Raw genomic sequence first — 26,395 nt, forward strand, 5'->3', positions numbered from 1 at the left:
GCTCAGAAACAAGCTGGTATAGAAATCAAAAATTCCTCATGCACTTGCAGAATTGACCTACACCATCAAGCGACTCGACTTACAAAAAGCCGCAAAAAAGGCGACCCAAAGATCGCCTGAGGGATACGCAATCAAGGGTGATCAGAGAATGACGTGAGGCAGGAAACGACTCGTGTCCATGGTGATCAGGGAGTCGTCTTCACGAATGCCGATACCGGCAGGCTGATCACCGATCATCCAACTGCCAATCACGGTGTAGTTCCCGTCGAAACACGGCAAGGCGTGAAATCGCTGCCGGATGCACGGCCCATCGCCATAAGGTCCACCTTGATAAACACGGCGCCCCTTGTCGGTACGAATTTCGATGTTGGCGCCTTCGCGAGAAAAGAAGGGCTTACGCACCCAGCCGTTGTCCAGTGGGCGAGTCGGGTCATTGTCGAAATAAGTTGCCAGCAGGTTCGGGTGCCCCTCGTGCAACTCCCACAGCAACGCCAGCGCGCCTTTGTTCGACAGAATGGCTTTCCAGGCTGGCTCGACGAATTGGGTGCCGCTTTGGTCGATGGCCGGACCAAAAGCTTCCTGAAACATATGTTCCCAAGGGTACAGCTTGAACAGGGTGTTGATCGGCGCATTCTGTTCATCGACAAACTGACCAAGATTGCTCAGCCCGATGTCTTCGATGGCGATCATCCGGGTGTCCAGCCCAGCTTCATGGGCGATATCACGCAAGTAATCGACCGTGCCACGGTCCTCGATCGAGCCACGAATAGAAGAGAAATGAAATGGAGGCTTGAAGCGAAACGCCTTGAACCGCTCCGACAGTTTTTCTTCAAGGCTGTTGAACTGATCACAGTCCGGGCTGAGTTGGCCGCGCTGCATCTGCTGATCCAGCCACAGGTACTGAAAAAAGCTCGCCTCGTACAGCGAGGTGGGCGTGTCGTAATTGGTTTCCAGCAGTTTGGCGGGGCCGTGGCCGTCATAGCTCAGGTCCATGCGCCCATACAAATGGGGCTGCCGCGCCTTCCATGAGCGACGTATCAGGTCGTGGTAGGCAGCGGGGATGGCCAGCCGTTCGAGCAGTTGTTCGCTCTCGACCACCCGAGCCACCAGGTCCAGGCACATCTGGTGGATCTCAAGGGTCGGGTCTTCCAGATCCCGCTCGATCTGTTCGAGAGAGAACTGGTAATAGGCGGACTCGTCCCAGTACGGTTCTCCGTCGAAGGTGTGAAAGCCAAAACCGAACTGCGCTGCGGTTTCTCGCCAATCGGCGCGGGGGGCGATGCGAACTCTCTTCATTGGAAACGCCCCTCAGCCACCAAACCCAAAACCGCCGCGCGAACCAAAGCCGCCTCGGCTGATTCGTACCGGCTCGGCACTGGCCAAGCGTGCGCTGGTGGCGAATGACTGCGGGCTGGAAATGTTGAACCTGCCGCTTTTGGCCTTGGCGAACGCTTTGCCATCATTCAGTTGCTGATTCAGCGTCACCATTCGCGAGCCATCCTTACCGACGCTTTCGCGATAAGTGGGCTCGCTGTAATAGCGAACCCCATCGTCCCCCAGACTCACCCAGCGCCAGAAACTGCTGCCGTACCCGTGAGAACTCCCGCCGCCACTGGATGATGTCTGCTGATCATCAGGAACATCCCGCTGTGTGGTAACTGCAAATCCGGTTACCGCGGGCATGATGCGGCCATTGTCCGATCGGTCGATACACGTACCAATGGCGTAGTCCGCTTCGCAATCGGCGACGTTGTTGTAGGACGGCGCCCGCTTTCGATGAGTCTCGTAAGCCGTCTTGTACGCGTCGCTGCAAACGTCCACGGCAACGCCCGCTGCGGTGCAGGCGTCCATCGAGGTGTATTGGGCGGTTTCGGTGATCGTGCGGGTCGGTCGTCGCTCCCCGTGACAAAACGCCAAGGCCAGCGGGATGCTGCCCAATGCGGCCAGACGAACAGTTGCACTGCGCTTCATGGCATTCCCCTCAGACCGGTGGCGTCATGCAGGCCGCGTTGAGCAGACCAATGCTCACGGAAATCGCCGCCACCAGAATCGCAGCGGCCATTTCTCCTTTCTCGATTCGGCTGGACAGCCCTTTGAGCACCAGGCTCACGCAGCCGAACACCAGCAGCTGCACCAGCGAAGCGATCAGCGCCCAGACCAGAAAATCGAGCAGGGAAATCGAATGGGAAATGACACTGGCGACCGGGATCGCAAACCCGATCATCGCCCCGGACAGCGCCACGGAGGCAGCCGTATTGCCTTCACGAATGAGCGCAAATTCGGCATGGGGTGTCAGACGGGTATAAACGAAGGCGAACAGCGAAAAAATCGCCACCGCGCCAACGAGGTACAGCACAAAACCAAGAACCGCATAGCCCTGCAGAGACATCTTGAGTGCGTCGATCAGCATTGCACCACTCACTTCCTTGTTGAACAAGCTGGCTTGAATATCACGAAACCTGCGACGACAACAGCACGCAGACCGAGAACCCGGAAAGACAGCCACAAAAAAGGCGACCCGAAGGCCGCCTTTGCACTGGCTACTGCACAACCCTTGTAGGAGCCGCCTTGGTGGCGAAGGCGTCAGGCCGCGCTGAACATCTTGTGCGGGTCGATCACGAATTTCTTCGGCACACCTGCATCGAACTCGCCGTAACCCCGTGGCGCATCGTCCAGGCTGATGACCTGTACGCCCACCACTTCAGCGATGTTGATGCGGTCCCACATGATGGCTTGCATCAGGGCGCGGTTGTATTTCATGACCGGAGTCTGGCCGGTGTGGAAGCTGTGGGACTTCGCCCAGCCTAGGCCGAAACGCACGCTCAGCGCACCGATTTTGGCCGCTGCGTCCACAGCACCCGGATCTTCGGTCACGTACAGGCCCGGAATACCGATCTTGCCTGCGACGCGAGTGATTTGCATCAGCGAGTTGAGCACGGTGGCCGGGGCTTCGTGCTTGGCGCCTTCATGGCCATGACCACGGGCTTCAAAACCGACCGCGTCGACGGCGCAATCCACTTCCGGCTCGCCGAGGATGTCAACGATCTGCTCATGCAGCGGGGTGTCTTTCGACAGATCGACCACTTCAAAACCCTGTGCTTTGGCGTGAGCCAGACGCGCCGGGTTAAGGTCGCCCACGATCACCACAGCAGCACCCAGCAGGCGAGCCGACGCTGCGGCGGCCAGACCGACCGGGCCTGCACCGGCCACGTAAACGGTGCTGCCGGGACCAACGCCTGCGGTCACGGCACCGTGGTAACCGGTCGGCAGGATGTCGGAGAGGCACGTCAGGTCACGGATTTTCTCCATGGCCTTGTCGCGATTCGGCAGTTTGAGCAGGTTGAAGTCGGCGTACGGCACCAGCACGTACTCGGCCTGGCCACCGGTCCAGTCGCCCATGTCGACATAACCGTAAGCGCCACCGGCACGGGCCGGGTTGACGGTCAGGCAGACGCCTGTGTGTTGTTCCTTGCAGGACCGGCAGCGGCCGCAAGCAACGTTGAAGGGAACGGAAACCAGATCGCCGATTTTCAGGTTTTCGACGTCACTGCCCTTTTCGACCACTTCGCCCGTGATCTCATGGCCCAGTACGAGACCGACTTGAGCAGTGGTGCGACCGCGAACCATGTGTTGGTCCGAACCACAGATGTTGGTAGAGACTACGCGCAGGATGACACCGTGCTCGATCTTCTTCCCGCGCGGGTCCTGCATTTTGGGATAGTCGATCTTCTGTACTTCGACCTTGCCTGCGCCGAGATACACCACACCACGATTACCAGACATGCTTTCACCTCGCTGAATTGTTTTTATGGATGCAGCTGTGTAGCGGAGAAATGCGTTGCTTGGGTGTTGCCGCAACGCAGTGGTTGCTCTGGGTGTTTCGTTTGTTGCTGATGATTGTTGATCGTTGATCGTTGATCGTTCCCACGCGGAGCGTGGGAACGATCATTCAAAGAACGACGGTCCTGTTGGCATTCAGGAACACCCGCCGCTCGATGTGATACCCCACCGCTCGCGCCAGGGTCAGACACTCGATGTCGCGGCCTTTGGCGATCAGGTCTTCAGGGTAGTGACTGTGATCCACCACCTCGACGCCTTGGGCGATGATCGGACCTTCGTCCAGATCGTTGTTGATGTAATGTGCCGTCGCGCCGACCAGTTTCACGCCTTTGTTGTAGGCCTGGTGGTACGGCTTGGCGCCTTTAAAGCCCGGCAGCAGCGAGTGGTGAATGTTGATCGCCTTGCCGTCGAGCTTGCGGCACAGCTCTGGCGACAGGACTTGCATGTAGCGGGCGAGGATCACCAGTTCAGCGCCGGATTCTTCGATCACCTGCCAGACCTTCGCTTCCTGCGCAGGCTTGTCGTTAGGGTCGAGTGGGAAATGGTGGTAGGGAATCTCATGCCAGCGAGCCAGCGGTTCGAGATCGGGGTGGTTGGAGACCACAGCGACCACGTCCATCGACAGTTGGTTGATGCGTTGACGGTAGAGCAAGTCGTTCAGGCAGTGATCGGCCTTGGAGACCATGATCACCACTTTTGGCCGGTAGTTCGGCGCTGTCAGCTCGAAGTTCATGCCAAAGGCATTGGCACGTTCGCTCAAACCTGCGCGGAATGAAGCTTCATCGAAACCCTCCGGCTGACGGAATTCGACACGAATGAAAAAGCGGCTGGACAGCCGATCATCAAACGAATGGTGCTCGGTGACGTAGCAGCCCTGCTCGAACAAAAAGCGCGTCACCGCATCCACCGTGCCCAGCACGCTGGGGCAATCGGCAGTCAGAATCCAGGTATCGGGTGCGCGGCTCATACTCTCTCCTCAATCGTGGATCGTGCCCACGCTCTGCGTGGGCACGATCAACAAACCACGCTCCCACAGATGGCGCGTGACACTCTTCAGGCTGCAATGCCCAAACCGTACTCGGCACTCGCATCCTGCAACCACAACCACCAGTAATCCGCAAAGCTGCGGCGGATCACCAGTTCCCAGGTCTCTTCGCCCGTACGACGAATCACCAGTTGCGACTTGGCGAACACGGTGCCCACTGCCTTGCCCACCGGGAAGTTGTTTGGGTGCACGTCGTAGCTGGTGGACTTCATCAGCACGTCACGCACGTTCGGGCCGGTCAGTTCCAGAATCGACTGGCCGCCCGACACGTTGACCACCTGAATGTGCAGGCCCGCCAGCGCTTCGCGCAGTTTCTGCTCAACGGTGAACTCTTCGCCGGTTGGCACGATCAGCAGCCACTCATCCGGCCCCATCCACTGGATCGAGCTGTCGCCGCTGGACACCAGCGTCAACGCGGCAGGCAGTTCCATGCCCAGCGCTTTGTGTACACCGGCGGCGAAGGCCGGATCATGGGCATCGCCACGAATGGTCAGATGGCCCAGCAGTTTTTTCTCGCGCAGCACCACACCCGGGTTGGTGCGGCCTTTGCCGACCAGGCTTTTCAGGTCGGCGTGAAACAGTGGCGACTCGGCTTTGACGTCGGTCGTTGGCCGCTGTTGGTAAACGTTGGCTGTGGTCATAAAGCACCTGTCTTGAATTCTGTTGTTCCAGTTGACGCAACATTTGTGGTGTTTCGGATGGCCTCTTCGCCAGCAAGCCGGCTCCCACAATGGAATGCAGTCTGTGGGAGCCGGCTTGCTGGCGAATCGATCAGGCCACGCGGTACATCAAAGGCACCGCGCTCGCCCAGCCTTTACTCCACGTTCTGCCGGTCACCCTTCGGATCGAAGAACACCGAGGACACGATTTCTGCCTCGATCACGCTGCCGTCCGCCTGTGGCGAGAACACGCGCTCACCCATGCGCTTCAGACCGCCTTTGACCACACCGAGGGCAAACGAATAACCCAGCGAGTTTGCCGCGTAGCTCGACGTCACGTGGCCGACCATGGTCATCGGAATCGACTGCTTCGGATCGAACACCAGTTGCGCGCCTTCCGGCAGCCACTTGTTCGGATCGACCGGCTTGAGGCCGACCAATTGCTTGCGATCCTCACGTACACAGTCTTCGCGAGCCATGCCGCGCTGGCCGATCCACGAGAACGGTTTGGTGCGACCGACGCACCAGCCCATGTTCAGGTCATCCGGGGTCATCGAACCGTCAGTGTCCTGGCCGACGATGATGAAGCCCTTCTCGGCCCGCAGCACGTGCATGGTTTCAGTGCCGTACGGGGTCAGGTTGTACTTCTTGCCTGCCTCGGCGATTTTTTCCAGAACGCCCATGGCGTAGTCGGCCTGGATGTTGACCTCGTAGGACAGCTCACCGGTAAACGAAATCCGGAACACGCGAGCCGGAACGCCAGCCACCAGACCTTCTTTCCAGGTCATGAACGGGAAGGCTTCGCGGTCCAGATCGATGTCGGTCACTTCGCTGAGCAGCTTGCGGCTGTTCGGGCCAGACAGGGTCAGGGTCGCGTAGTGGTCGGTCACCGAGGTGAAGTACACCTTCAGATCAGGCCATTCGGTCTGCTGATAGATCTCCAGCCATTGCAGGACGCGAGCTGCGCCGCCAGTGGTGGTGGTCATGATGAAGTGGTTGTCGGCGACGCAAGCGGTGACGCCGTCGTCGAAGACCATGCCGTCTTCTTTACACATCAGGCCGTAACGCGCCTTGCCCACGTCCAGTTTGGTCCAGGCGTTGGTGTAGATGCGGTTCAGGAACTCGCGGGCATCCGGGCCTTGAATGTCGATCTTGCCGAGGGTCGAAGCGTCCAGCAGGCCGACGCTGTCGCGCACGGCTTTGCATTCGCGGCGCACGGCGGCATGGATGTCTTCACCGGCTTTCGGGAAGTACCACGGACGTTTCCACTGACCGACGTCTTCGAATTCGGCGCCGTTCTTGACGTGCCAGGCGTGCAGCGCGGTGAAGCGCACAGGCTCGAAGATGTGACCGCAGTGACGACCGACGATCGCACCGAAGGTGATCGGCGTGTAGTTCGGGCGGAACATGGTGGTGCCCATCTCAGGGATGGTGACGTTCAGCGAACGGGCCGCGATGGCCAGACCGTTGACGTTGCCCAGCTTGCCCTGATCGGTACCGAAGCCCAGTGCGGTGTAGCGTTTGACGTGCTCGACCGACTCGAAACCTTCGCGGGTCGCCAGTTCGATGGCGGCGGCGGTGACGTCGTTCTGCAGGTCGACGAATTGCTTCGGCGCACGGGAGGTGCCCTTCTCATGCGGCACCTGGTACATCGCCAGCGTCGCCTCTTCAACGCGGCTCAGGGCCTTCGGAATCACACCTTCCACCGGCTGGAAGCCTGCTTCGGTCGCGGCGCGCACGCCACCTTCGAAACCATCGGCCAGCGCGTCGCCCAGCGCGTATACGCCGTTGATGCCGCCGACGCAGACGCGTTTCTGTGGAGCTTCACCCGGCACGAAACCGAGGATGTCTTCACGCCAGACTGGCTTGCCGCCCAAGTGCGAGGCCAGGTGAACTACCGGGCTGTAACCGCCGGAGCTGGCGATCAGGTCGCAGTCGAGCCACTCGCCTGGGCTGGTGACTTTGTGTGCACGCACGTCGATAGCTGCCACGCGGGCACCGCTGACGCGCTTGCTACCACGGGCTTCGATCACGGCGCTGCCGGTCAGGATGCGGATGCCCTTGGCGCGGGCTTCTTCCACCAGTGCGCCACGTGGATTGTGACGGGCATCGGCGACGGCGACCACTTGCAGCCCGGCGTCGAGCCAGTCCAGCGCCACGCGGTAGGCGTAATCGTTGTTGGTCGACAGCACCAGCTTCTTGCCTGGCGCCACGCCATAACGACGGACGTAAACCGACACGGCACCGGCCAGCATGTTGCCCGGCACATCGTTGTTGCCGTAAACCAGTGGACGCTCGTGAGTACCGGTCGCCAGGACCACGCGCTTGGCGCGAACGCGGTGCAGACGCTGACGTACCTGGCCAATCGGTGCGCGGTCGCCGAGGTGATCGGTCAGACGCTCATGAATGGTCAGGAAGTTGTGGTCGTGGTAGCCGTTCACGGTAGCGCGTGGCAGCAGCACGACGTTTTTCAGGCCTTTGAGCTCGGCAACGACAGTGGCCACCCACTCAGCGGCAGGCTTGCCGTCGAGGCTTTCGCGGGAGTCCAACAGGCTGCCGCCGAACTCTTCCTGTTCGTCAGCAATGATCACACGGGCGCCGCTGCGTGCAGCCGCTAATGCTGCGGCCAGACCGGCAGGGCCTGCGCCGACCACCAGCACGTCGGCGTGGTGGTTCATGTTGTCGTAAGTGTCCGGATCGTTTTCGGTCGGCGAACGGCCAAGACCGGCTGCCTTACGAATGTACTTCTCGTAAGTCATCCAGAACGATTGCGGGTACATGAAGGTTTTGTAGTAGAAGCCCGGTGGCATCAACTTGCCGCCGACCTTGCCAAGAATCCCCATCACGTCGGTGTTCACGCTTGGCCAGCCGTTGGTGCTGGTGGCAACCAGGCCCGAGTACAGTGCTTGTTGCGTGGCGCGCACGTTCGGAATCTGGGTAGCTTCGGTCGCGCCGATCTGCAATACAGCGTTCGGCTCTTCGGCGCCCGCTGCGAAAATGCCGCGAGGACGCGAGTATTTGAAACTACGACCAATGATGTCGACGCCGTTGGCCAGCAAAGCTGCGGCCAGGGTGTCGCCTTCAAAGCCTTGGTACGTCTGGCCGTTGAAGTTGAAGTTCAAAACCTTGCTGCGGTCGATGCGACCGCCGTTAGGCAGACGATTGGACTGGCTCATGCTTTGTCTCCCTTTCCGACCGCAGGCACAGGATTTACAAACTGTGGCTTGGTACCAATCAGATAGGTTTCGAGAATTTCGTAAGTCACGGTGTCACGCGTGGCGTTGAAGTACTGACGGCAACCGGCAGCGTGAATCCACAGTTCGTGGTGGATGCCGCGCGGGTTGTCGCGGAAGAACATGTAGTCGCCCCACTGTTCGTCGGTGCAGGCGGCCGGGTCCAGCGGACGCGGGATGTGAGCCTGGCCGGACGAGTGGAATTCCTCTTCGGAGCGCAGTTCGCCACAGTGAGGACAGAAGATGTGCAACATGATTTGGGTCTCCTGTTAGTGGGCTACGGCTGCAGCGCCGTGTTCGTCGATCAATGCGCCGTTGTGGAAACGGTCGATTGAGAACGGTTTGGCCAATGGGTGCATTTCACCTTTTGCCAGGCTGGCAGCGAAGACGTTGCCCGAACCCGGCGTGGCCTTGAAGCCACCCGTACCCCAACCGCAGTTGAAGAACATGTTCGGAACCGGCGTCTTGGAGATGATTGGGCACGCGTCCGGTGTGGTGTCGACGATGCCGCCCCACTGACGGTTCATGCGCACTCGGGACAGGACCGGGAACATCTCGACGATGGCCTGGATGGTGTGTTCGATCACCGGGTACGAACCGCGCTGGCCGTAGCCGACCCAGCCGTCGATACCCGCGCCGATCACCAGGTCGCCCTTGTCGGACTGGCTGATGTAACCGTGAACGGCGTTGGACATGATCACGCTATCGATGATCGGTTTGATCGGCTCGGACACCAGCGCTTGCAGCGGATGCGATTCGACCGGCAGGCGGAAGCCCGCGAGTTTGGCCATGTGACCGGAGTTACCGGCGGTCACCACGCCGACGCGCTTGGCGCCGATGAAGCCTTTGTTGGTTTCAACACCGACGCAGACGCCGTTTTCCTTGCGGAAGCCAATGACTTCGGTCTGTTGAATCAGGTCAACGCCCAGTGCGTCAGCGGCGCGGGCAAAGCCCCAGGCCACGGCGTCGTGACGGGCGACACCGCCGCGACGTTGAACGGTCGCGCCGATGATTGGGTAACGGGTGTTCTTCGAGCAATCCAGGTACGGAATCTCTTCCGCCACTTGTTTGCCGTTCAGCAGTTCGCCATCGACGCCGTTCAGGCGGTTGGCGCTGACACGACGCTCGGAGTCACGCATGTCTTGCAGGGTGTGGCACAGGTTGTACACACCGCGCTGGGAGAACATGACGTTGTAGTTGAGATCCTGCGACAGGCCTTCCCACAGTTTCATCGCATGTTCATACAAGTGGGCCGATTCGTCCCACAGGTAGTTGGAGCGCACGATGGTGGTGTTACGGGCCGTGTTGCCGCCGCCCAGCCAGCCTTTCTCGACCACGGCCACGTTGGTGATGCCGTGCTCTTTGGCCAGGTAGTACGCGGTCGCCAGACCGTGACCGCCACCGCCAACGATGACCACGTCGTAGACCTTTTTAGGGGTCGGGGTGCGCCACATGCGCTGCCAGTTTTCGTGGTGGCTGAGGGAGTGTTTGAAGAGGCCGAAGCCCGAGTAATGCTGCATGGTGCGACTCCTGACTCAGCGGTAAACCGGGAAATCGGCGCACAGCGCGGCGACTTGGCTGGCAACATTGGCCTCGACATCGGCATCGCCGAGGTTGTCGAGAATGTCGCAGATCCAGCCGGCCAGCGTGACGCACTGGGTAACTTTGAAACCGCGGGTGGTGACCGCCGGGGTGCCGATACGCAGGCCCGAGGTCACGAACGGCGATTGTGGGTCGTTCGGTACGGCGTTTTTGTTGACGGTGATGTGCGAGCGGCCCAGAGCGGCATCGGCATCTTTACCGGTCAGGCCCTGACGGATCAGGCTGACGAGGAACAGGTGGTTGTCGGTGCCACCGGAAACTACGTCGTAACCGCGATCGATGAACACCTGCGCCATGGCCTGGGCGTTTTCGATCACTTGCTGTTGGTAGGCTTTGAAACCCGGCTCCAGCGCTTCCTTGAAGCACACGGCTTTGGCTGCGATGACGTGCATCAGCGGGCCACCTTGAGCGCCCGGGAATACGGCGGCGTTCAGTTTCTTTTCGATCTCTTCGTTGGACTTGGCCAGGATCAGACCGCCACGTGGACCGCGCAGGGTTTTGTGGGTGGTGGTGGTGACCACGTCAGCGTACGGCAGCGGGTTCGGGTACAGGCCAGCAGCGACTAGACCGGCCACGTGGGCCATGTCGACGAACAGCAGCGCACCGACTTTGTCAGCGATCTGACGGAAGCGTGGGAAGTCCAGAGTCTTCGAGTACGCCGAGAAACCGGCGACGATCATTTTTGGCTTGTGCTCAACGGCCAGACGCTCGACTTCGTCGTAGTCGATCAGACCGGTGGTAGTGTCGATGCCGTATTGAACAGCGTTGTAGAGCTTGCCCGAGGACGACACTTTGGCGCCGTGAGTCAGGTGACCGCCGTGGGCCAGGCTCATGCCCAGAATGGTGTCGCCCGCTTGCAGCAGTGCCAGGTAAACGGCGCTGTTGGCCGAAGAACCGGAGTGCGGCTGCACGTTGGCGTAGTCAGCACCGAACAGTTGCTTGGCGCGGTCGATAGCCAGTTGCTCGACTTTGTCGACGTATTCGCAGCCGCCGTAGTAACGCTTGCCCGGGTAGCCTTCTGCGTATTTGTTGGTCAGGCCGCTGCCCTGGGCCTGCATCACGCGCTTGCTGGTGTAGTTTTCCGAGGCGATCAGCTCGATGTGATCTTCCTGACGCTGCTCTTCGGCATTCATCGCTGCCAACAGTGCATCGTCGTAACCCTGGATTTGGTCTTGCTTGCTGAACATCGCGGATCTCCCAGCGGCGGCGCGGCGCCTGAATTGTCGTGTCAGAGCTTTTGAATCGCTCTTTGATGGCGATACTAGGGCTGACGCAAACAGACCAGATGCCTACGCACGCCACGCAAAGGCGCGTTTACGACATGGGTTTGGAGAGACCGGCAGATGCGCGATTGCGACACCCTTTTTGATCGTTCCCACGCTCCGCGTGGGAATGCATCTCGTGACGCTCTGCGTCACTGCGGTAGAGGGCGCAGAGCGCCCGAGGCGGCGTTACCACGCGGAGCGTGGGAACGATCAGGTTCAAACAAAAAATCCCCGGGCTGGGCCGGGGATTTTTAGAGGAGACGATGTCGCAATCAGACCGATTTGGCTGGCAACAATCCGTCGGCCCTGAACATGCCGCGAATACCGCGAACCGCTTGACGAATCCGGTCCTGGTTCTCGATCAACGCAAAACGCACGTGATCGTCGCCGTACTCACCAAAACCGACGCCCGGCGATACGCACACCTTGGCCTCAGCCAGCAGCTTCTTGGCGAACTCAAGCGACCCCAGATGAGCATAGGCCTCGGGAATCTTGGCCCAGACGTACATCGACGCTTTCGGGTTTTCCACCATCCAGCCCAACTCGTGCAGACCTTTGACCAGCACGTTGCGGCGCTGACGGTACTGTTCGGCGATGTCGAGCACACACTGCTGATCGCCCTCCAGTGCAGCAATGGCCGCGACCTGCAGTGGGGTGAAGGTCCCGTAGTCGTGGTAGCTCTTGATCCGCGCCAGTGCGCTGACCAACTCAGGATTGCCGACCATGAAACCAATCCGCCAGCCCGCCATGTTGTAGCTCTTGGACAGGGTGAAGAACTCCACCGCAATGTCCTTGGCGCCCGGCACCTGCATGATCGACGGGGCTTTCCAGCCGTCGTAGACGATGTCAGCGTAGGCCAGGTCGTGAACCACCAGCACGTCGTACTGTTTGGCCAGCGCGACCACGCGCTCGAAGAAGTCCAATTCGACGCACTGGGCGGTCGGGTTGGACGGGAAGCCCAGGATCATCATCTTCGGTTTGGGGATCGAACCACGAATGGCTTTTTCCAGCTCGGCGAAGAAGTCCACGCCCGGAATCAGTGGCACAGAGCGCACCTGCGCCCCGGCGATCACGGCGCCGTAGATGTGAATCGGGTAGCTGGGGTTTGGTACGAGCACCGTATCGCCCTGATCGAGGGTGGCGAGCATCAAATGCGCCAGCCCTTCTTTCGAGCCGATGGTGACGATAGCTTCGCTTTCGGGGTCGATATCGACCTCGTAGCGGGTTTTGTACCAAGTAGAGATCGCCCGACGCAGACGCGGAATGCCACGCGAAGTCGAGTAGCCGTGAGTGTCTTCACGTTGGGCGACGGTGACCAGTTTTTCGACGATATGCGGCGGCGTTGCCCCATCGGGGTTGCCCATGCTCAGGTCGATGATGTCCTCACCACGACGACGAGCGGCCATTTTCAGCTCGGCAGTGATGTTGAACACGTAAGGGGGGAGTCGATCGATACGCGCAAAGCGGCGCGGCGAACCGTGGTCAGCCATGGAAACCTCAAGAAGACGTAAGCGCCCGGAACCGTCCGAGCGACGCTGGCCACTGCGGTGGCCTGGTGCGGAAGATAAGCGTCGTGATGGCGGTTTGTCTACAAGGATCTCAGATCAGCCCGCTCCTACAGGATCAGCGTTCGCAGCGCGTACAGGAGCAAAAAATGCAGCGGATAAATCAGATACGCCCACCTGCGCATTGGCCAGACATCGAAACCCGGACGCCAGCGTAATATCGCCAACCCCAGCCAAGGCCCCAGCAAACAGGTGATCAAGGCACCAATTGAAATCGGATCGCCCCACAACATCCCATCAATAATCTTCGACCACTCATTGCTCAATAAACACACAATCCCCGGCACCACCGCCAGCCACAGCGACCCACGCAGCACCAGCAAAAACGCCGTCGGTAGCAGCACGCCGAAGGCGCCAAACATCAGTTGCGGCGCAAAAGCGACGCCGATGCCCAGCGCCATAAACCCAAAAATCCGAGCCTGCCATGAGCGATGGATGGCGCCCTGTGCAACCAGCAATCCCAGCGCCAGCGTCGGCAACACATTGAACGTCGTTACTTCGTCCGCCATGAACAGCCGATACGGGAACTCCGAGACCACGGAAAATACGGCCAGCCACGTCAGATATTTCCAACTCACACGGGGCTGCGCCGAACCTCGTCCGACGTTCACCGCAATTGCCAGGCAAAACCACGCGAACGCCATACGCCCCGGCACATACAGCCAGTCCACGTGCCACCCGACATAGCGCAGATGGTCCATGACCATACTCAATATCGCCAACCACTTGAGCAGGTCCAGTGCCCGATCACGCACAGGGCGGACCGCTGATGTCGTTTCGCTCATTTCACCCTACTGTTTTGCTGAACTTTCCGACGCAAGAATGCATGACCAAACCCTCGATTCTTGGTTACAGTCCCAGCCTTCGATTACAAGGAACCGGCCATGTCAGACCAAAGCCAGCAGTTTGCCAGCGACAACTATTCGGGAATCTGCCCGGAAGCCTGGGCGGCGATGGAGCAAGCCAACCACGGGCATCAACGCGCCTATGGCGACGACCAATGGACAGCGCGCGCTGCCGATCAATTCCGTCAGTTGTTCGAGACCGACTGTGAAGTGTTTTTTGCCTTCAACGGAACGGCCGCCAACTCGCTGGCCCTGTCATCGCTGTGCCAGAGTTACCACAGCGTCATCTGCTCTGAAACCGCCCACGTCGAAACCGACGAATGCGGCGCTCCGGAATTTTTCTCCAACGGCTCGAAATTGCTGACCGCCCGTAGCGAGAACGGCAAGCTGACGCCCGCCTCGATTCGCGAAGTCGCACTCAAGCGCGCCGATATTCATTACCCCAAACCCCGCGTTGTGACGCTGACCCAGGCGACCGAAGTCGGCAGCGTCTATCTGCCAGAAGAGCTGAAAGCCATCAGCGAAACCTGCAAGGAACTGGGCCTGAACCTGCACATGGACGGCGCCCGCTTCGCCAACGCCTGTGCGTATCTGGGCTGCTCGCCTGCCGAACTGACCTGGAAATCAGGCATCGACGTCCTGTGTTTCGGCGGGACCAAAAACGGCATGGCGGTGGGTGAGGCGATTCTGTTCTTCAACCGCAAACTGGCCGAAGACTTCGACTACCGCTGCAAGCAGGCGGGGCAACTGGCGTCGAAGATGCGTTTCCTGTCCGCGCCATGGGTCGGCTTGCTGGAAAACGATGCCTGGCTCAAACACGCCAGCCACGCCAACGGCTGCGCGCAGTTGCTGGCCGAACTGGTCAAAGACATTCCCGGCGTGGAGCTGATGTTCCCGGTGCAGGCTAACGGCGTGTTCCTGCAACTGTCGGAAGCGGCCATCGCCGCACTGACCGCCAAAGGCTGGCGTTTCTACACCTTCATCGGGAGCGGCGGCGCACGGTTCATGTGCTCGTGGGACACCGAAGTGTCACGCGTGCGGGAGCTGGCGGCGGACATTCGGTTGGTGATGGGGGCTTGATTCGTCCGGTCAGACGCAACCTTCCTGTGGGAGCGAATTCATTCGCGATGGCGTCGGCACACCCAACATCACCGTTGCCTGACACACCGCTTCGCGAATGAATTCGCTCCCACAGGGAAAGGTGGCAGCCAGATCGATTGTGCAAACCAATCGGTCGTCTCCGACCCTTCACCCCTGCGCGATGGTCTTCTCGATCACCTCAACCGTCGCGCTGACCTGTTCCTCATACCGGCTCAACTCAGCCGCATGCTGCTGCTTGAGTTCAACCTGCTTCGAGCACAGGTTCAGCGCCGCCAGCACCAGCAAGCGGTCACCGATCAGGGCCGGGTAATTACGTTTGGTCTCGGTCAGCGCCGCTTTTAGAAGCATGACGGCATCCATCAAGGCCTGTTCCTGCCCCTCAGGTGCCTTGATCGTGTATTCGTTGCCGAGAATGGAAATGACCTTGGTGGAGTCACGATCCATGATCATGCGCTGACCGCGCTCGCACTGGTGGCCCGGTCAACCAGCGCCTGAATACGCGCGGCAGTGGCGCCCTGCTTCTCTTCCTGCTCCAGCAGGCTCAGTTGTAGGCTGTCGTTTTCATCCCTGGCTTGCTTCAACTCCTGGGCGAGTTGCGCGCTCGTGTTCTGCAGTTCCTGATTTTGCTGTACCAGGTCACTGACGAGCTTTTCCAACTGGCTAAGGGATGCTTCCAACATTTTGATTTCTCAGGCAAATTTCAAAGGGCGCGTACGATAAAGAAAAGTCACTCCTGCTACCAGTGAAATCAGGGCATTCACGCCACAACACCGACCAGAAAAAGCACATCTTTTGCTTCAATTGCGCAAACGCGTAACGGACGTGATTGACTGCGTTTTCCCCCTCTTGTTCCTGCTGTTCGTCAGATGAGCTTCACTGCGGCATAAGCGCGCAGGAGCGAACCAAAGGGTTCAAGTCTTGCGCGGTATGACCGATAAGCCAGGCATCCCCTTTCAAACCTCCCCTTTGCACGCATGGATTGCGGCTTTCTCAGGAACCGTCATGTCCCTCCGCAATATGAACATCGCGCCCCGCGCTTTCCTCGGTTTTTCCATCATCGGCCTATTGATGCTGGTGCTTGGCATCTTTGCGCTGACCCAGATGAGCAAAATCAACGATGCCACCGAAACCGTGGCCACCAACAGCATGCCCAGCATCAAGGCGCTGGATAAGCTGACCGAAGCCAGCATTCGTCTGCGCGTGCTGTCCTATCGCTTGATGCTCAACCGCGAGACCGATACCCAGCAAAAAACCATCGAACTACTGGCCATGCGCAACCGCCAGATCGAAGATGCTCGCGCCATTTACGTCAAGCTGATCGCCGCGCCTGAAGAGCAAGCCACGTATGACCAATACGTCAAACTGCTGAACGACTACCGCCAGCTTGAAGACCGCATGAAGTCGTTGAGCAACGCCAACAAGCTCGACGAGTTGACCGCGCTGCTCAACAACGACCTGCAAACCAATTCCGACCAGATGAACGTGGTGCTGGGCAAGCTGGTAGAGATCAACACCCAACAGCTCAACGACACCAACAAGATGGCGTCTGACCAGTATTCGACGGCGATTACCATGGTCGTCACCCTCCTGATCATCGCCACCGTGCTGACGCTGCTGTTCGCCTGGCTGCTGACCAACAGCATCACCCGTCCGATCGCGTCGGCGCTGAATGCTGCCGAGGAAATCGCCGAGGGCGATCTGACCCGAACCATCCGCGTCGACGGCACCGACGAGGCGGGCCGGCTGTTGGCCGCCATGCTGAAAATGCAATCCAAATTGCGCGACACCCTGCAACGCATCTCGGGTTCGGCCACTCAACTGGCGTCGGCTGCTGAAGAGTTGAACACCGTCACCGACGAAAGCGCTCGCGGTCTGTCGCAGCAGAACAACGAAATCGAGCAAGCCGCCACTGCGGTCAACGAAATGACCAGCGCTGTCGAAGAAGTCGCCCGCAACGCCGTGAGCACCTCCGAGGCGTCGAAAAACGCCACCACTTCGGCCAGCGACGGTCGCGATCTGGTACAGGAAACCGTGAGCGCCATCGAGCGCATGAGCAGCGACGTGCAGGGCACTGCGACCCTGATCGGCAACCTGGCCGACGAATCCCGCGACATCGGCAAAGTGCTGGACGTGATCCGTGGCCTGGCCGACCAGACCAACCTGCTGGCCCTCAACGCCGCCATCGAAGCTGCCCGCGCGGGTGAAGCCGGTCGTGGTTTTGCCGTCGTGGCGGACGAAGTGCGCGCACTGGCTCATCGCACTCAGCAGTCGACCAGCGAAATCGAGCGCATGATCGGCAGCATTCAAGGTGGCACCGAACAGGCCGTGAATTCGATGCGCAGCAGCACAGAACGCGCCGAATCGACGCTGAACATCGCCAAAGGCGCAGGCGTCGCGCTGGACACCATTAACAGCGCGGTCGTGGAAATCAACGAGCGCAACCTGGTCATCGCCAGCGCGGCGGAAGAACAGGCCCAAGTGGCCCGTGAAGTGGATCGCAATCTGGTCAACATTCGCGACCTGTCGACTCAATCAGCGACCGGCGCCAACCAGACCAGCGCGGCGAGCAATGAGCTGTCGCGTCTGGCGGTGGATTTGAACGGGATGGTGGCGCGGTTCAGGTTGTAGTTACCGTGAGCGACAACGCATAAACACTGTGGGAGTCGGCTTGCTGGCGAGTGCGGAACAACAGACACATTCTCAGTGAATGACACAACGCCTTCGCCAGCAAGGCGGCTCCCACACTGCTCTGTGTCGAGCCATGAATTCAGGACCGGCGCCGATTCTGTGGGAGCCGCCCTGGTGGCGAATGCGGGTGGCCAGGCAACATAAAATCTCCCACAAGAGTCAACTCGTTCGAATCAATACTCGATCCGCACATCCCCTTTCGGCACGCTGCAGCACGACAGGATGTAACCCTCTTCCACGTCATCATCAGTGATGCCGCCGTTGTGCTCCATCTCCACTTCGCCGCTCAGCTTCATTACCTTGCACGTACCGCAGATGCCCATACCGCAGGCTTTCGGGATCATCAGCCCCAGCTTGGCGGCTGCCGCGTGAACGGTTTCCCCTGGCGCCACACGAATGCTCTTGCCCGTGTCGGTGAACTCGACCTGATGCAGTTCGGCGACGTCGATTTCCGGCGCCTCGGCGGCCTGTTCGGCGTGCTCCACAGCGTCGGCGCGGGCTTCTGGCGGGGTCGCGCCAAAGGATTCTTCGTGGTACTGCGCCATGTTGAAGCCGTTGGCTTCCAGCAAGCGCTTGACCGCGTTCATGTACGGCGTCGGGCCGCAGCAGAACACTTCACGCTCCATGAAATCTGGCGCCATCAGCTCCAGCATTTTCTGGTTCAGGTAGCCTCGATAACCGGCCCACGGCTCGCCCAGCCCGTGTTTCTCACAGACGATGTGCAGCGAGAAGTTGTTGATCCGCGACGCCATCTGCTCCAGCTCGCGGTGGTAGATGATGTCTTTCGGCGAGCGCGAGCTGTGGACGAACACCATGTCGACGTTGGCGTTGGTGTCGTAATACCAGCGGGCCATGGACATCACTGGCGTGATACCGACGCCGCCGCTCAAGTAGAGGATTTTCGGGTTCGGAAAGTCGATGGCGTTAAACAGCCCGACCGGCCCGTGTACCGCCAATTCCTGGCCTTCGTGCAGGTTGTCGTGCAACCAGTTGGAGACCTTGCCGCCCGGGACGCGTTTGATGGTCACGGAGAAGCTGTACGGCACCGACGGCGAACTGGAAATGGTGTAGGAGCGCATGATCGGCACGCCTTCGATTTCCAGCTCCAGCGTGACGAACTGACCGGGCTTGAAGAAGAACAGAATCGGCTGGTCAGCCATGAAGCAAAAGGTGCGTACGTCCCAGGTTTCCTGGATCACTTTGACGACCCGCACCACGTGGCGGCCATTGGCCCAGGTCTGTGTGGTAACCGGGTTTAGGAAATTCTGGGACATGCTTACTCTCCACGGCCGCCTGTCGGCCTCTTATGGTGGCGATTCTGCGTAACGCACAACGCGCCTATTTACCTATCAGCGACATTCACATACTTATGGCGACCAGCCCCGGTCTATAGGGCTTACGTAGTCGGAAACGGATTCGGCCATGTCGCCCATGGATAAGGTTCACGTCTCGCCCGGCTCCACACTCGCCGCTAAATCGTTATGACATTTTTACACCCATAAACATGAGCGACAGCTGCATCGGTCGCCTCGCGTGCCAGACACACAACACAACCGTATTAGCCACATTCGTAGGCCGCTGAAATTGCGGTCTGAGGACTTGAAAGATGGACGTCACCGCAACTCTGAGCCTGGGCGATCCGCTGGAACCCGCACGCAAGGCCACTGCCGAAATGCTGCAAACCCGCGAGCGCACCTACTCGCTGCCGCAGCCTTTCTACAGTGATGACCGACTGTTTGAAATCGACATGCAGGAAATCTTTCAAAAAGAATGGCTGATCGCTGGCATGACCTGCGAAATCCCGGCCAAGGGCAACTTTTTGACCCTGGAAATCGGCAAGAACCCGATCCTCGTCGTACGCACCCCGGACGGCTCGATCAATGCCTTCCACAACGTTTGCCGTCACCGCGGTTCGCGTCTGTGCACCAAAGAGAAAGGCAAAGTCGCCAAACTGGTGTGCCCGTACCACCAGTGGACTTACGAACTGGATGGCCGTCTGCTGTACGCGGGCACCGAAATGGGCGCCGACTTCGACATGAAGAATTTCAGCCTCAAGCCTGTGCATTGCAAGGTCTCGGGCGGCTATATCTTCATCAGCCTGGCGGAAAACCCACCGGCCATCGACGAGTTCCTGCAGACGCTGAATCACTACATGGAACCGTACGACATGGAAAACACCAAGGTGGCAGTGCAAACCACCTTGATGGAAAAAGCCAACTGGAAGCTGGTGCTGGAAAACAATCGCGAGTGCTACCACTGCAGCGGCTCGCACCCTGAACTGCTGAACACCCTGCTGGAATGGGACGACACCAACGATCCGCGTGCCGACCAGAAATTCAAGGATCACGTCGCCGAGTCCGCCGCCGCGTGGGAAGCCGAGAAGATCCCTTACCTGCACAAGAGCTTCGGCCTGCGTAACCGCATCGTGCGCATGCCGCTGCTCAAAGGCACCGTTTCCATGACGATGGACGGCAAGCAAGGCAGCAAGAAGCTCATGGGCCGCATCCAGAACCCGGATCTGGGTTCGATGCGCATCCTGCACCTGCCGCACTCCTGGAACCACTGCATGGGCGACCACGTCATCGTGTTCACCGTGTGGCCGATCAGCGCCCAGGAAACCATGGTCACCACCAAATGGCTGGTGCACAAAGACGCCGTCGAAGGCGTGGACTACGACGTCGCCCGCCTGCGCGAAGTCTGGGACGCCACCAACGACCAGGACCGTCGCCTGGCCGAAGAAAACCAGCGCGGCATCAACTCCGTCGCCTACCAGCCTGGCCCTTACTCGAAGACTTACGAGTTCGGCGTGGTCAACTTCATCGACTGGTACAGCGCCAAGCTGCTTGAAAACATGGGCGCCGAGCCTGCGCCGTATCTGAAGGGCGTGGCGGTTAATCACGAGTAAGGCCCGCATCGCCTCCTACCCTTGTGGGAGCCAGCTTGCTGGCGAACGCGTAGAGTCATTCAGCACTGATTTGGCTGAGCCAACGCATTCGCCAGCAAGCCGGCTCCCACAGGTTCGGCGTGAACGAAAAATCTGGATTCGACGCAATACTTGTGGGAGCCGCCTTGGTGGCGAATGCAGTTAACCAGACACCATAGAATCTCCCACAACGGATACCTCACGCCCCGTTCTGATCAAAAAACGCTCAACCCCGCCTCGTATCAATCCCGCCGCACCTCTTCGTCATTCACAAACAACTTATCCACATCACAACCCACAGTAATTGTGAGGAACATGGAATTCGGCTGTGCAAAAACTCAGAAAAAACCGTGGGTTATTCAGCCCGACATAAATGAGAAAGACCTGGTCGTTTTTTGATCAACAGCCTGAACGCCTTGATCAACGAGGCCTCCAGGTGAGAGCGAACACCTTATCCACAGAGGAACCAACAGAGAATGTGCGCAACTCGCATAGCCGCATGACCTGCTGTGGAAAAGAGGCACTCATGACAGTTTTAAGTGGTTTCAAGATTAAACCTGCCAGAAAACCGTCCGATAGATCATTTTTTAACCAGCTTCGTGAATGCCTTGATTTTAAAGGCTCTTGGCATGTAGCGAACAACTTATCCACATAAGCGCCAACAGAGAATGTGGGCAAAACAACCTGATATAGCACGAGGCATAACGGGAAAAAGCTTTAAAAAATAGACAGATAACCTGCTCATAATTTAATCAACGCTCTGAAAGCCTTACAGATCGGGCGCTTCATCAATAGCCAAACAGTTTATCCACAGGTGAATCAACAGCGGATGTGGGTATGTGGGTAAAGCCGCGACGCTTCGAATCAGAATCGTCTGACATCTTCTCATTGTCGCAAGCGCTAAGGTGCTCTACCCAAACGCCATGATTCGACATGCTCGCGAGGCATACATGATGCGAACGATACTTTCTTGGGCCGCCCTCTTCGTCCTGTTCACGGGATGGCTGTTAACCCAAAGCGGTCTTGCGATAGACGCCCCCAGTGACGTGCTGGCAGTGCTGATATTCGCTGTACTCTTCATTGCTCCTACAGTGTCATTTCTCAGTAGCAACCGAAGGGTATTTCGCGCTTATGCCCGCAAACCTAACCGGAAGCTGGTGATGCGGCTGATTTTTGGCAAAGCGAAGCGCGTGCCCGGACAGCGAGAAGAGTTGCTTGGCCGTTAGCAGAGCGCCGACCTCGCGTGGTTTTCGGAATCGTCTGACATCGCGATATTTTTTGGAGGGATCTGAGGAAGTACTATTCGGCAAAAGCAAACAACGAAATTCGCACCGCTCGAGCGGGATTCTGGAAAGGCGTATCGCAGAGCCTTATAGCATCAGGATTGTTCACACTGCTCATCGGCTGCCTCGTCTTCTTCACCTGGAGCCTGAAACAGGGGCCGCGTCAGGTCATCGAGCAAGTCTTTGACGTGATGATCGTCGATACAACCCCAGCAAGCCGGCAGTAGCGGTAGATGACCCACAGTCTTAAATGCAAAAGGCGCCACACCGGCGCCTTTTGCGTGAGAACGAACCGAATGGCCTACCGAACCACTCCCTCCTCCACCAACAGCTTCAAAATCGCCGCAGCGCCTTCCTGAGGCGTAACACCCTTCAGCACCTGCCCACCGCCACCACTGGCTTTCGCCGTCGCAGCTTTCATCCGATCCGCGCCGCTTTTCGCTTTGATCACCTTCAAACGTTTCGGGCGAGGTTTGGCCGGGGTCAGTTCGGCACCTGTGAATAACTCGTCGATGGTGACTTCGATCTGTTCCACATCCAGCGTGCCGCGCTGCGCCGGGCCGTAGGCGCTTTGGCGGGGCTTGGGTGCGGCGTTGTCCACAGTGGCGAGAAATGGCAGGCGCACTTTGAGGCGGCGGCGTTGGCCGCGTGGCAAGGCTTGCAGCACTTGGGCGGAGCCGTTGCTCATGGACTCGACCTCGGCCATGCCCACCACAAGCGGCCAGCCAAGTTTTTCGGCCAGCAGGTACGGCAACATGCCCGAGCCTTCGCCGGTCTCGGCCTGAGTGCCCGCAAGCACCATTTGGACGCCGGACTCGCGGATGTAATCGGCCAGCCCCGGCAGCGCGTCGGCGCCTTCGGGTTGGTCGAGGACGTGCAGTTCTTTCAGGCCCATCCCCAAGTAGGCACGCAACGCAGGCTCTTCGGCGTTACCAGCATGTAGGACATGCAAGTTATCCCCAGCCAATTGCAAGCCCAGTTCAACGGCGCGGGCGTCTTGTTCAGCACGGCGCGGGCGACCCGAAGTCGGGTGCGCGCCAATGGAGACCAGGCTGATGACGTGCAACGCGCTTTTATCCACAGGCAGTTTTTTGTCAGGCTGCATCGCGTTTCGCCTCGTTCCGGTAGGCTTCGACTGCCTCGATGAGTGCATCCATCACCGCAGCGCTTTCGCCAATCACTGACAAATCAGCACGTTTGATCATGTCGCAGGTCGGGTCCATGTTGATCGCCACGACTTTGTCGCACGCGCCGATGCCTTGTAAGTGCTGAATGGCACCAGAGATACCCACAGCCACGTACACACGGGCCGTGACCCAGGTACCGGATGCACCGACCTGACGATCGCGAGTCATGAAGCCATCGTCCACCGCCACGCGGGATGCACCCTCTGTCGCGCCCAACGCTGCGGCAGTACGGTGGAACAGATCCCAGTCCTTGACCCCGTTACCGCCGGAGAAAATGAATTCAGCTTCGGCCATGGGGATAAGTGCCGGGTCAACGGCCACGGCACCGAGGTCTTCGATGCGCGACAGGCTGCGGGCGATGGTTGTGGACAACTCCACCGGCAGTGCTTCGTGTCGGGTTTCGCTGACCGGCTCGGCGCATTCGGCAGCCGCCAGAATCAGGCGCGCAACGGGACGGGAAATGTCTTCACGCCCAGCGCCTGCGCGGCCTGTGGCCTGCTCGTCTTTGACCTGCCAGACACGTGTCGCCGGGCGTTCGCCCAAACTGGCTGCAAAACGACGCCCCAACTCGCCACCACCGGTGCGGCTGTCGGGCAGCAACCAGTGGCGTGGATCGAACTGGTTATCCACAGCGCGTAAACCTTGAATACGTTGCTCGGGTGAATAACCGGCAAACTCGGCGCCGTCCATGATCAGCAAACGGTCAACGCCCGCTGTATCGAACGCGCTTTCCTTGTGCTCGCCAAAGACCACGGCCAGTACAGCGCCGTCCTTGCCTGCCAACCCATGGGCCAGCCCCAGCAGATCGCGGTCGTGGCTGCTCAAGCGGCCGCCGACCATGTCCGGCACGACGGCGATATAGAAAGCAGGCTCTGCCACCTGATGCAGCGGCAGTTGCACTTCAACCGATGCCGAACGCTTGGTGGTGCCGCCCTGTTGCGCGCCACTGCGGTCGATGCGCTTGATGCCGTTGGGGCCGATGAAGCCAATGCCGTGTACATTTTTGCGGACCAGGCCATTTGGTCCCATCCAGCTGCTTTGCACCGGCTGCATGGCCGCGTGCAGTGGATGAAGCCGGTTGCGGGCGATCCACTCGGCACGAGGGTCGCGGCGGATAATGTCGCTCATCAGTGCGCCTCCGCAGGTTCACGTTTGACGGGGGCCGGCTTGGCCGGTGCGGCGTCTTCCACCAGCGCGTCGGCGACCAGTTCGGCGATGTCCTTGATCATCGGACGCGGCTCGACCACGCCCTCCAGCATCGCCGTGCATTGTGGACAACCCACGGCCACCAGCTCAGCACCGGTTTCGCGGATGTCTTCCATGCGCATATCGGGAATACGTTGCTTGCCCGGAATGTCGGTGATCGGTGCGCCGCCACCACCGCCGCAGCAGCGGGAGCGGAAACCGGAGCGTTGCATCTCTTTCACCTCAATGCCCAGCGCCTTGAGCACCTGACGCGGTGCTTCGTACTCGCCGTTGTAGCGACCCAGGTAGCACGGATCGTGATAGGTCACGCTGCTGCCTTTGTGCTGACCAAGGCTAAGCGCGCCGTCGCCAATCAGCTCCGACATGTAGGTGCTGTGGTGTTGCACGAGGTAGTTGCCATCAAAGGCACCGTACTCGTTTTTCAGCACATGGAAGCTGTGCGGGTCGCAAGTGACGATGCGTTTGAAGCTGTATTTGGACAGCGTCTGAATGTTGCGTTTGGCGAGCATCTGGAAGGTGGCTTCATCGCCCAGACGACGGGCCACGTCGCCGCTGTCGCGTTCTTCAAGACCCAACACGGCGAAGTCGACTTTGGCCGCTTTCAGCACTTTGACAAAGGCGCGCAGGGTGCGCTGGTTGCGCATGTCGAATGCACCATCACCGACCCAGAACAGCACGTCAGTGGTCTTCTTCTCGCTCATCAGGCTGAGGTTCAGGTCAGCCGCCCAGTTCAGACGACCGCCCGGCGCGAAGCCGCCCGGGTTGTCGGTAGCGATGAGGTTTTCCAGGACTTCGGCGCCCTTGTTCGGGGTCGCGCCTTTTTCCAGAGTCAGGTGACGGCGCATGTCGACGATGGCGTCCACGTGCTCGATCATCATCGGGCACTCTTCCACGCAGGCGCGGCAAGTGGTGCACGACCACAGGGTTTCGGCATCGACCAGACCGTTGACGATCGGTTGATGCGGGTTACCGCCGTGCTCGCCTACTGGTTTGCCTGGATACGGGCTGCCTGCGAACTTGGCGTCGGTGCCACCCGCCAAGCCGACGACCATGTCCTGAATCAGCTTTTTCGGGTTCAGCGGCTGGCCTGCCGCAAATGCAGGGCACGCAGCCTCGCATTTACCGCACTGCACGCAGGCGTCGAAGCCCAGCAGTTGGTTCCAGGTGAAGTCCTTGGGTTTTTCAACTCCCAGCGGCGCAGTCGGGTCTGCCAGATCGAGCGGTTTGAGGCCGGTGGAGCGGCCGCCGCCAAAACGCTCGGCGCGACGGTGCCACGCCAGGTGTAACGCACCGGCGAAGGCGTGTTTCATCGGGCCGCCCCAGGTCATTCCGAAGAACAATTCGGAAACGCCCCACAGCACGCCGATCCCCAAGATGACTGCCAGCAGCCAGCCGCCGAAGTTTTCCGGCAGGATGCCCGCAACGGGCAGGGTTACCAGGAAGAACGACCCGGAGAACGCCAGCAGGCTTTTCGGAAGGCGCATCCACGGGCCTTTGGACAGGCGGCTCGGCGGGTTGAGGCGGCGTCTGTAAACGAAAATCGCACCGACGAACATCACCGCCGACATCAGCAGCAGCGCATAGCCGAGGATGCGGTTATGCAGGCCGAAACCGTGAACCAGGATCGCCAGCAGAATCGACGCCACTGCACCGCCCGCCGTCGCGACGTGGGTGTTGGCGATGTATTTGTCCCGCGCGACCACGTGGTGCAAATCGACCATGTAGCGCTTGGGCATGGCCAGCAGGCCGCCGATCAGATCGACCTTGGACGCACGCCCGTTGCGCCACATGGACACCCGTCGCAAGGCGCCGAGGATCGCAAGACCCAGGGCGGCGAACAGCAGGATGGGAAGAAGGGTGTTTAACATGGGGAGCTCCCGCAGAACTCAGGGTCAAGCACGATGATCGTTCCCACGCTCTGCGTGGGAATGCTGCCGGGACGCTCCGCGTCGC

21 protein-coding genes and 1 pseudogene are annotated in these 26,395 nt (G+C 59.5%); 4 read left to right on the forward strand and 18 right to left on the reverse strand.

Annotated features, from left to right (window positions below):
* Nucleotides 1–141 precede the first annotated feature (141 nt).
* From ACI2KB_RS18425 to ACI2KB_RS18480, 12 genes are all read right to left on the reverse strand, one after another.
* Nucleotides 142–1,296, reverse strand: a complete 1,155-nt coding sequence (locus ACI2KB_RS18425; RefSeq protein ID WP_404636628.1) for a glutathionylspermidine synthase family protein — start codon at nucleotides 1,294–1,296, stop codon at nucleotides 142–144.
* Between the two features lie 12 nt (nucleotides 1,297–1,308).
* Nucleotides 1,309–1,971 carry a DUF1190 domain-containing protein gene (locus ACI2KB_RS18430; protein WP_404636629.1) on the reverse strand — a complete coding sequence of 221 codons (663 nt, stop codon included), beginning with the start codon at nucleotides 1,969–1,971 and terminating at the stop codon, nucleotides 1,309–1,311.
* Nucleotides 1,972–1,981: 10 nt separating this feature from the next.
* The gene (locus ACI2KB_RS18435; RefSeq protein ID WP_404637010.1) at nucleotides 1,982–2,407 is read right to left on the reverse strand and encodes a DUF350 domain-containing protein; all 426 of its coding nucleotides are present in this window, start codon (nucleotides 2,405–2,407) and stop codon (nucleotides 1,982–1,984) included.
* A 176-nt stretch (nucleotides 2,408–2,583) separates the two neighbouring features.
* Nucleotides 2,584–3,783: a formaldehyde dehydrogenase, glutathione-independent gene (fdhA, locus tag ACI2KB_RS18440; RefSeq protein ID WP_404636630.1), complete on the reverse strand. Its 1,200-nt coding sequence runs from the start codon at nucleotides 3,781–3,783 to the stop codon at nucleotides 2,584–2,586.
* Between the two features lie 166 nt (nucleotides 3,784–3,949).
* A complete protein-coding gene (gene purU / locus ACI2KB_RS18445) occupies nucleotides 3,950–4,807 on the reverse strand; it encodes a formyltetrahydrofolate deformylase (protein WP_404636631.1) in 858 nt (285 codons plus the stop codon).
* Nucleotides 4,808–4,893: 86 nt separating this feature from the next.
* The gene (locus ACI2KB_RS18450) at nucleotides 4,894–5,526 is read right to left on the reverse strand and encodes a sarcosine oxidase subunit gamma (RefSeq protein ID WP_404636632.1); all 633 of its coding nucleotides are present in this window, start codon (nucleotides 5,524–5,526) and stop codon (nucleotides 4,894–4,896) included.
* Nucleotides 5,527–5,699: 173 nt separating this feature from the next.
* Nucleotides 5,700–8,720, reverse strand: a complete 3,021-nt coding sequence (locus ACI2KB_RS18455) for a sarcosine oxidase subunit alpha (protein ID WP_404636633.1) — start codon at nucleotides 8,718–8,720, stop codon at nucleotides 5,700–5,702.
* Nucleotides 8,717–9,031, reverse strand: a complete 315-nt coding sequence (locus tag ACI2KB_RS18460; RefSeq protein ID WP_404636634.1) for a sarcosine oxidase subunit delta — start codon at nucleotides 9,029–9,031, stop codon at nucleotides 8,717–8,719. Before ACI2KB_RS18460 ends, ACI2KB_RS18455 begins: the two co-directional genes overlap by 4 nt.
* A gap of 15 nt (nucleotides 9,032–9,046) precedes the next feature.
* Complete coding sequence (locus tag ACI2KB_RS18465; protein WP_404636635.1) at nucleotides 9,047–10,297, reverse strand: sarcosine oxidase subunit beta family protein; 1,251 nt, start codon at nucleotides 10,295–10,297, stop codon at nucleotides 9,047–9,049.
* Nucleotides 10,298–10,312: 15 nt separating this feature from the next.
* A complete protein-coding gene (gene glyA / locus ACI2KB_RS18470) occupies nucleotides 10,313–11,566 on the reverse strand; it encodes a serine hydroxymethyltransferase (RefSeq protein ID WP_404636636.1) in 1,254 nt (417 codons plus the stop codon).
* 350 nt (nucleotides 11,567–11,916) lie between these two features.
* On the reverse strand, nucleotides 11,917–13,134 hold the full coding sequence (gene alaC / locus ACI2KB_RS18475) for an alanine transaminase (protein WP_404636637.1): 1,218 nt from the start codon (nucleotides 13,132–13,134) through the stop codon (nucleotides 11,917–11,919).
* Between the two features lie 125 nt (nucleotides 13,135–13,259).
* Nucleotides 13,260–13,994, reverse strand: a complete 735-nt coding sequence (locus tag ACI2KB_RS18480; RefSeq protein ID WP_404636638.1) for a TraX family protein — start codon at nucleotides 13,992–13,994, stop codon at nucleotides 13,260–13,262.
* Between the two features lie 99 nt (nucleotides 13,995–14,093).
* Here ACI2KB_RS18480 and ACI2KB_RS18485 point away from each other — a divergent pair, with 99 nt between their 5' ends.
* The gene (locus ACI2KB_RS18485) at nucleotides 14,094–15,134 is read left to right on the forward strand and encodes a low specificity L-threonine aldolase (RefSeq protein WP_404636639.1); all 1,041 of its coding nucleotides are present in this window, start codon (nucleotides 14,094–14,096) and stop codon (nucleotides 15,132–15,134) included.
* A 168-nt stretch (nucleotides 15,135–15,302) separates the two neighbouring features.
* Here the strand turns inward: ACI2KB_RS18485 and ACI2KB_RS18490 are convergent, their stop codons facing one another.
* Both ACI2KB_RS18490 and ACI2KB_RS18495 read right to left on the reverse strand, forming a co-directional pair.
* Entirely contained in the window at nucleotides 15,303–15,605 is a 303-nt protein-coding gene (locus tag ACI2KB_RS18490) for a cell division protein ZapA (RefSeq protein ID WP_404636640.1), read from the reverse strand.
* Nucleotides 15,602–15,835 (reverse strand): hypothetical protein, encoded by a 234-nt coding sequence (locus ACI2KB_RS18495; RefSeq protein WP_404636641.1) that lies wholly within the window; start codon nucleotides 15,833–15,835, stop codon nucleotides 15,602–15,604. Before ACI2KB_RS18495 ends, ACI2KB_RS18490 begins: the two co-directional genes overlap by 4 nt.
* A 337-nt stretch (nucleotides 15,836–16,172) precedes the next feature.
* On the opposite strand from ACI2KB_RS18495, the pseudogene ACI2KB_RS18500 reads away from it, so the two are divergent.
* Both ACI2KB_RS18500 and ACI2KB_RS18505 read left to right on the forward strand, forming a co-directional pair.
* A pseudogene (locus ACI2KB_RS18500) lies at nucleotides 16,173–16,928 on the forward strand (MCP four helix bundle domain-containing protein); the annotation flags it as partial.
* Complete coding sequence (locus ACI2KB_RS18505; protein WP_404637011.1) at nucleotides 16,920–17,783, forward strand: methyl-accepting chemotaxis protein; 864 nt, start codon at nucleotides 16,920–16,922, stop codon at nucleotides 17,781–17,783. The pseudogene ACI2KB_RS18500 and the gene ACI2KB_RS18505, both read left to right, overlap by 9 nt.
* A gap of 233 nt (nucleotides 17,784–18,016) precedes the next feature.
* On the opposite strand, the gene gbcB is transcribed toward ACI2KB_RS18505, so the two are convergent.
* Complete coding sequence (gene gbcB / locus ACI2KB_RS18510) at nucleotides 18,017–19,117, reverse strand: glycine-betaine demethylase subunit GbcB (RefSeq protein WP_404636642.1); 1,101 nt, start codon at nucleotides 19,115–19,117, stop codon at nucleotides 18,017–18,019.
* A 332-nt stretch (nucleotides 19,118–19,449) separates the two neighbouring features.
* Here gbcB and gbcA point away from each other — a divergent pair, with 332 nt between their 5' ends.
* Nucleotides 19,450–20,748, forward strand: a complete 1,299-nt coding sequence (gene gbcA / locus ACI2KB_RS18515; RefSeq protein ID WP_404636643.1) for a glycine-betaine demethylase subunit GbcA — start codon at nucleotides 19,450–19,452, stop codon at nucleotides 20,746–20,748.
* Between the two features lie 1,602 nt (nucleotides 20,749–22,350).
* Here gbcA and ACI2KB_RS18520 read toward each other — a convergent pair.
* The 3 genes from ACI2KB_RS18520 to dgcB are packed head-to-tail and all read right to left on the reverse strand — an operon-like array spanning nucleotide 22,351 to nucleotide 26,310.
* Nucleotides 22,351–23,154: an electron transfer flavoprotein subunit beta gene (locus tag ACI2KB_RS18520; protein WP_404636644.1), complete on the reverse strand. Its 804-nt coding sequence runs from the start codon at nucleotides 23,152–23,154 to the stop codon at nucleotides 22,351–22,353.
* A complete protein-coding gene (locus tag ACI2KB_RS18525) occupies nucleotides 23,144–24,364 on the reverse strand; it encodes an electron transfer flavoprotein subunit alpha/FixB family protein (protein ID WP_404636645.1) in 1,221 nt (406 codons plus the stop codon). The genes ACI2KB_RS18520 and ACI2KB_RS18525 overlap by 11 nt, the downstream gene beginning before the upstream one ends.
* Nucleotides 24,364–26,310 carry a dimethylglycine demethylation protein DgcB gene (gene dgcB / locus ACI2KB_RS18530; RefSeq protein WP_404636646.1) on the reverse strand — a complete coding sequence of 649 codons (1,947 nt, stop codon included), beginning with the start codon at nucleotides 26,308–26,310 and terminating at the stop codon, nucleotides 24,364–24,366. Before dgcB ends, ACI2KB_RS18525 begins: the two co-directional genes overlap by 1 nt.
* Between the last annotated feature and the right edge of the window lie 85 nt (nucleotides 26,311–26,395).

This window comes from Pseudomonas sp. NPDC088444, from assembly GCF_044900175.1.
In the GTDB taxonomy this organism is placed as follows: domain Bacteria; phylum Pseudomonadota; class Gammaproteobacteria; order Pseudomonadales; family Pseudomonadaceae; genus Aquipseudomonas.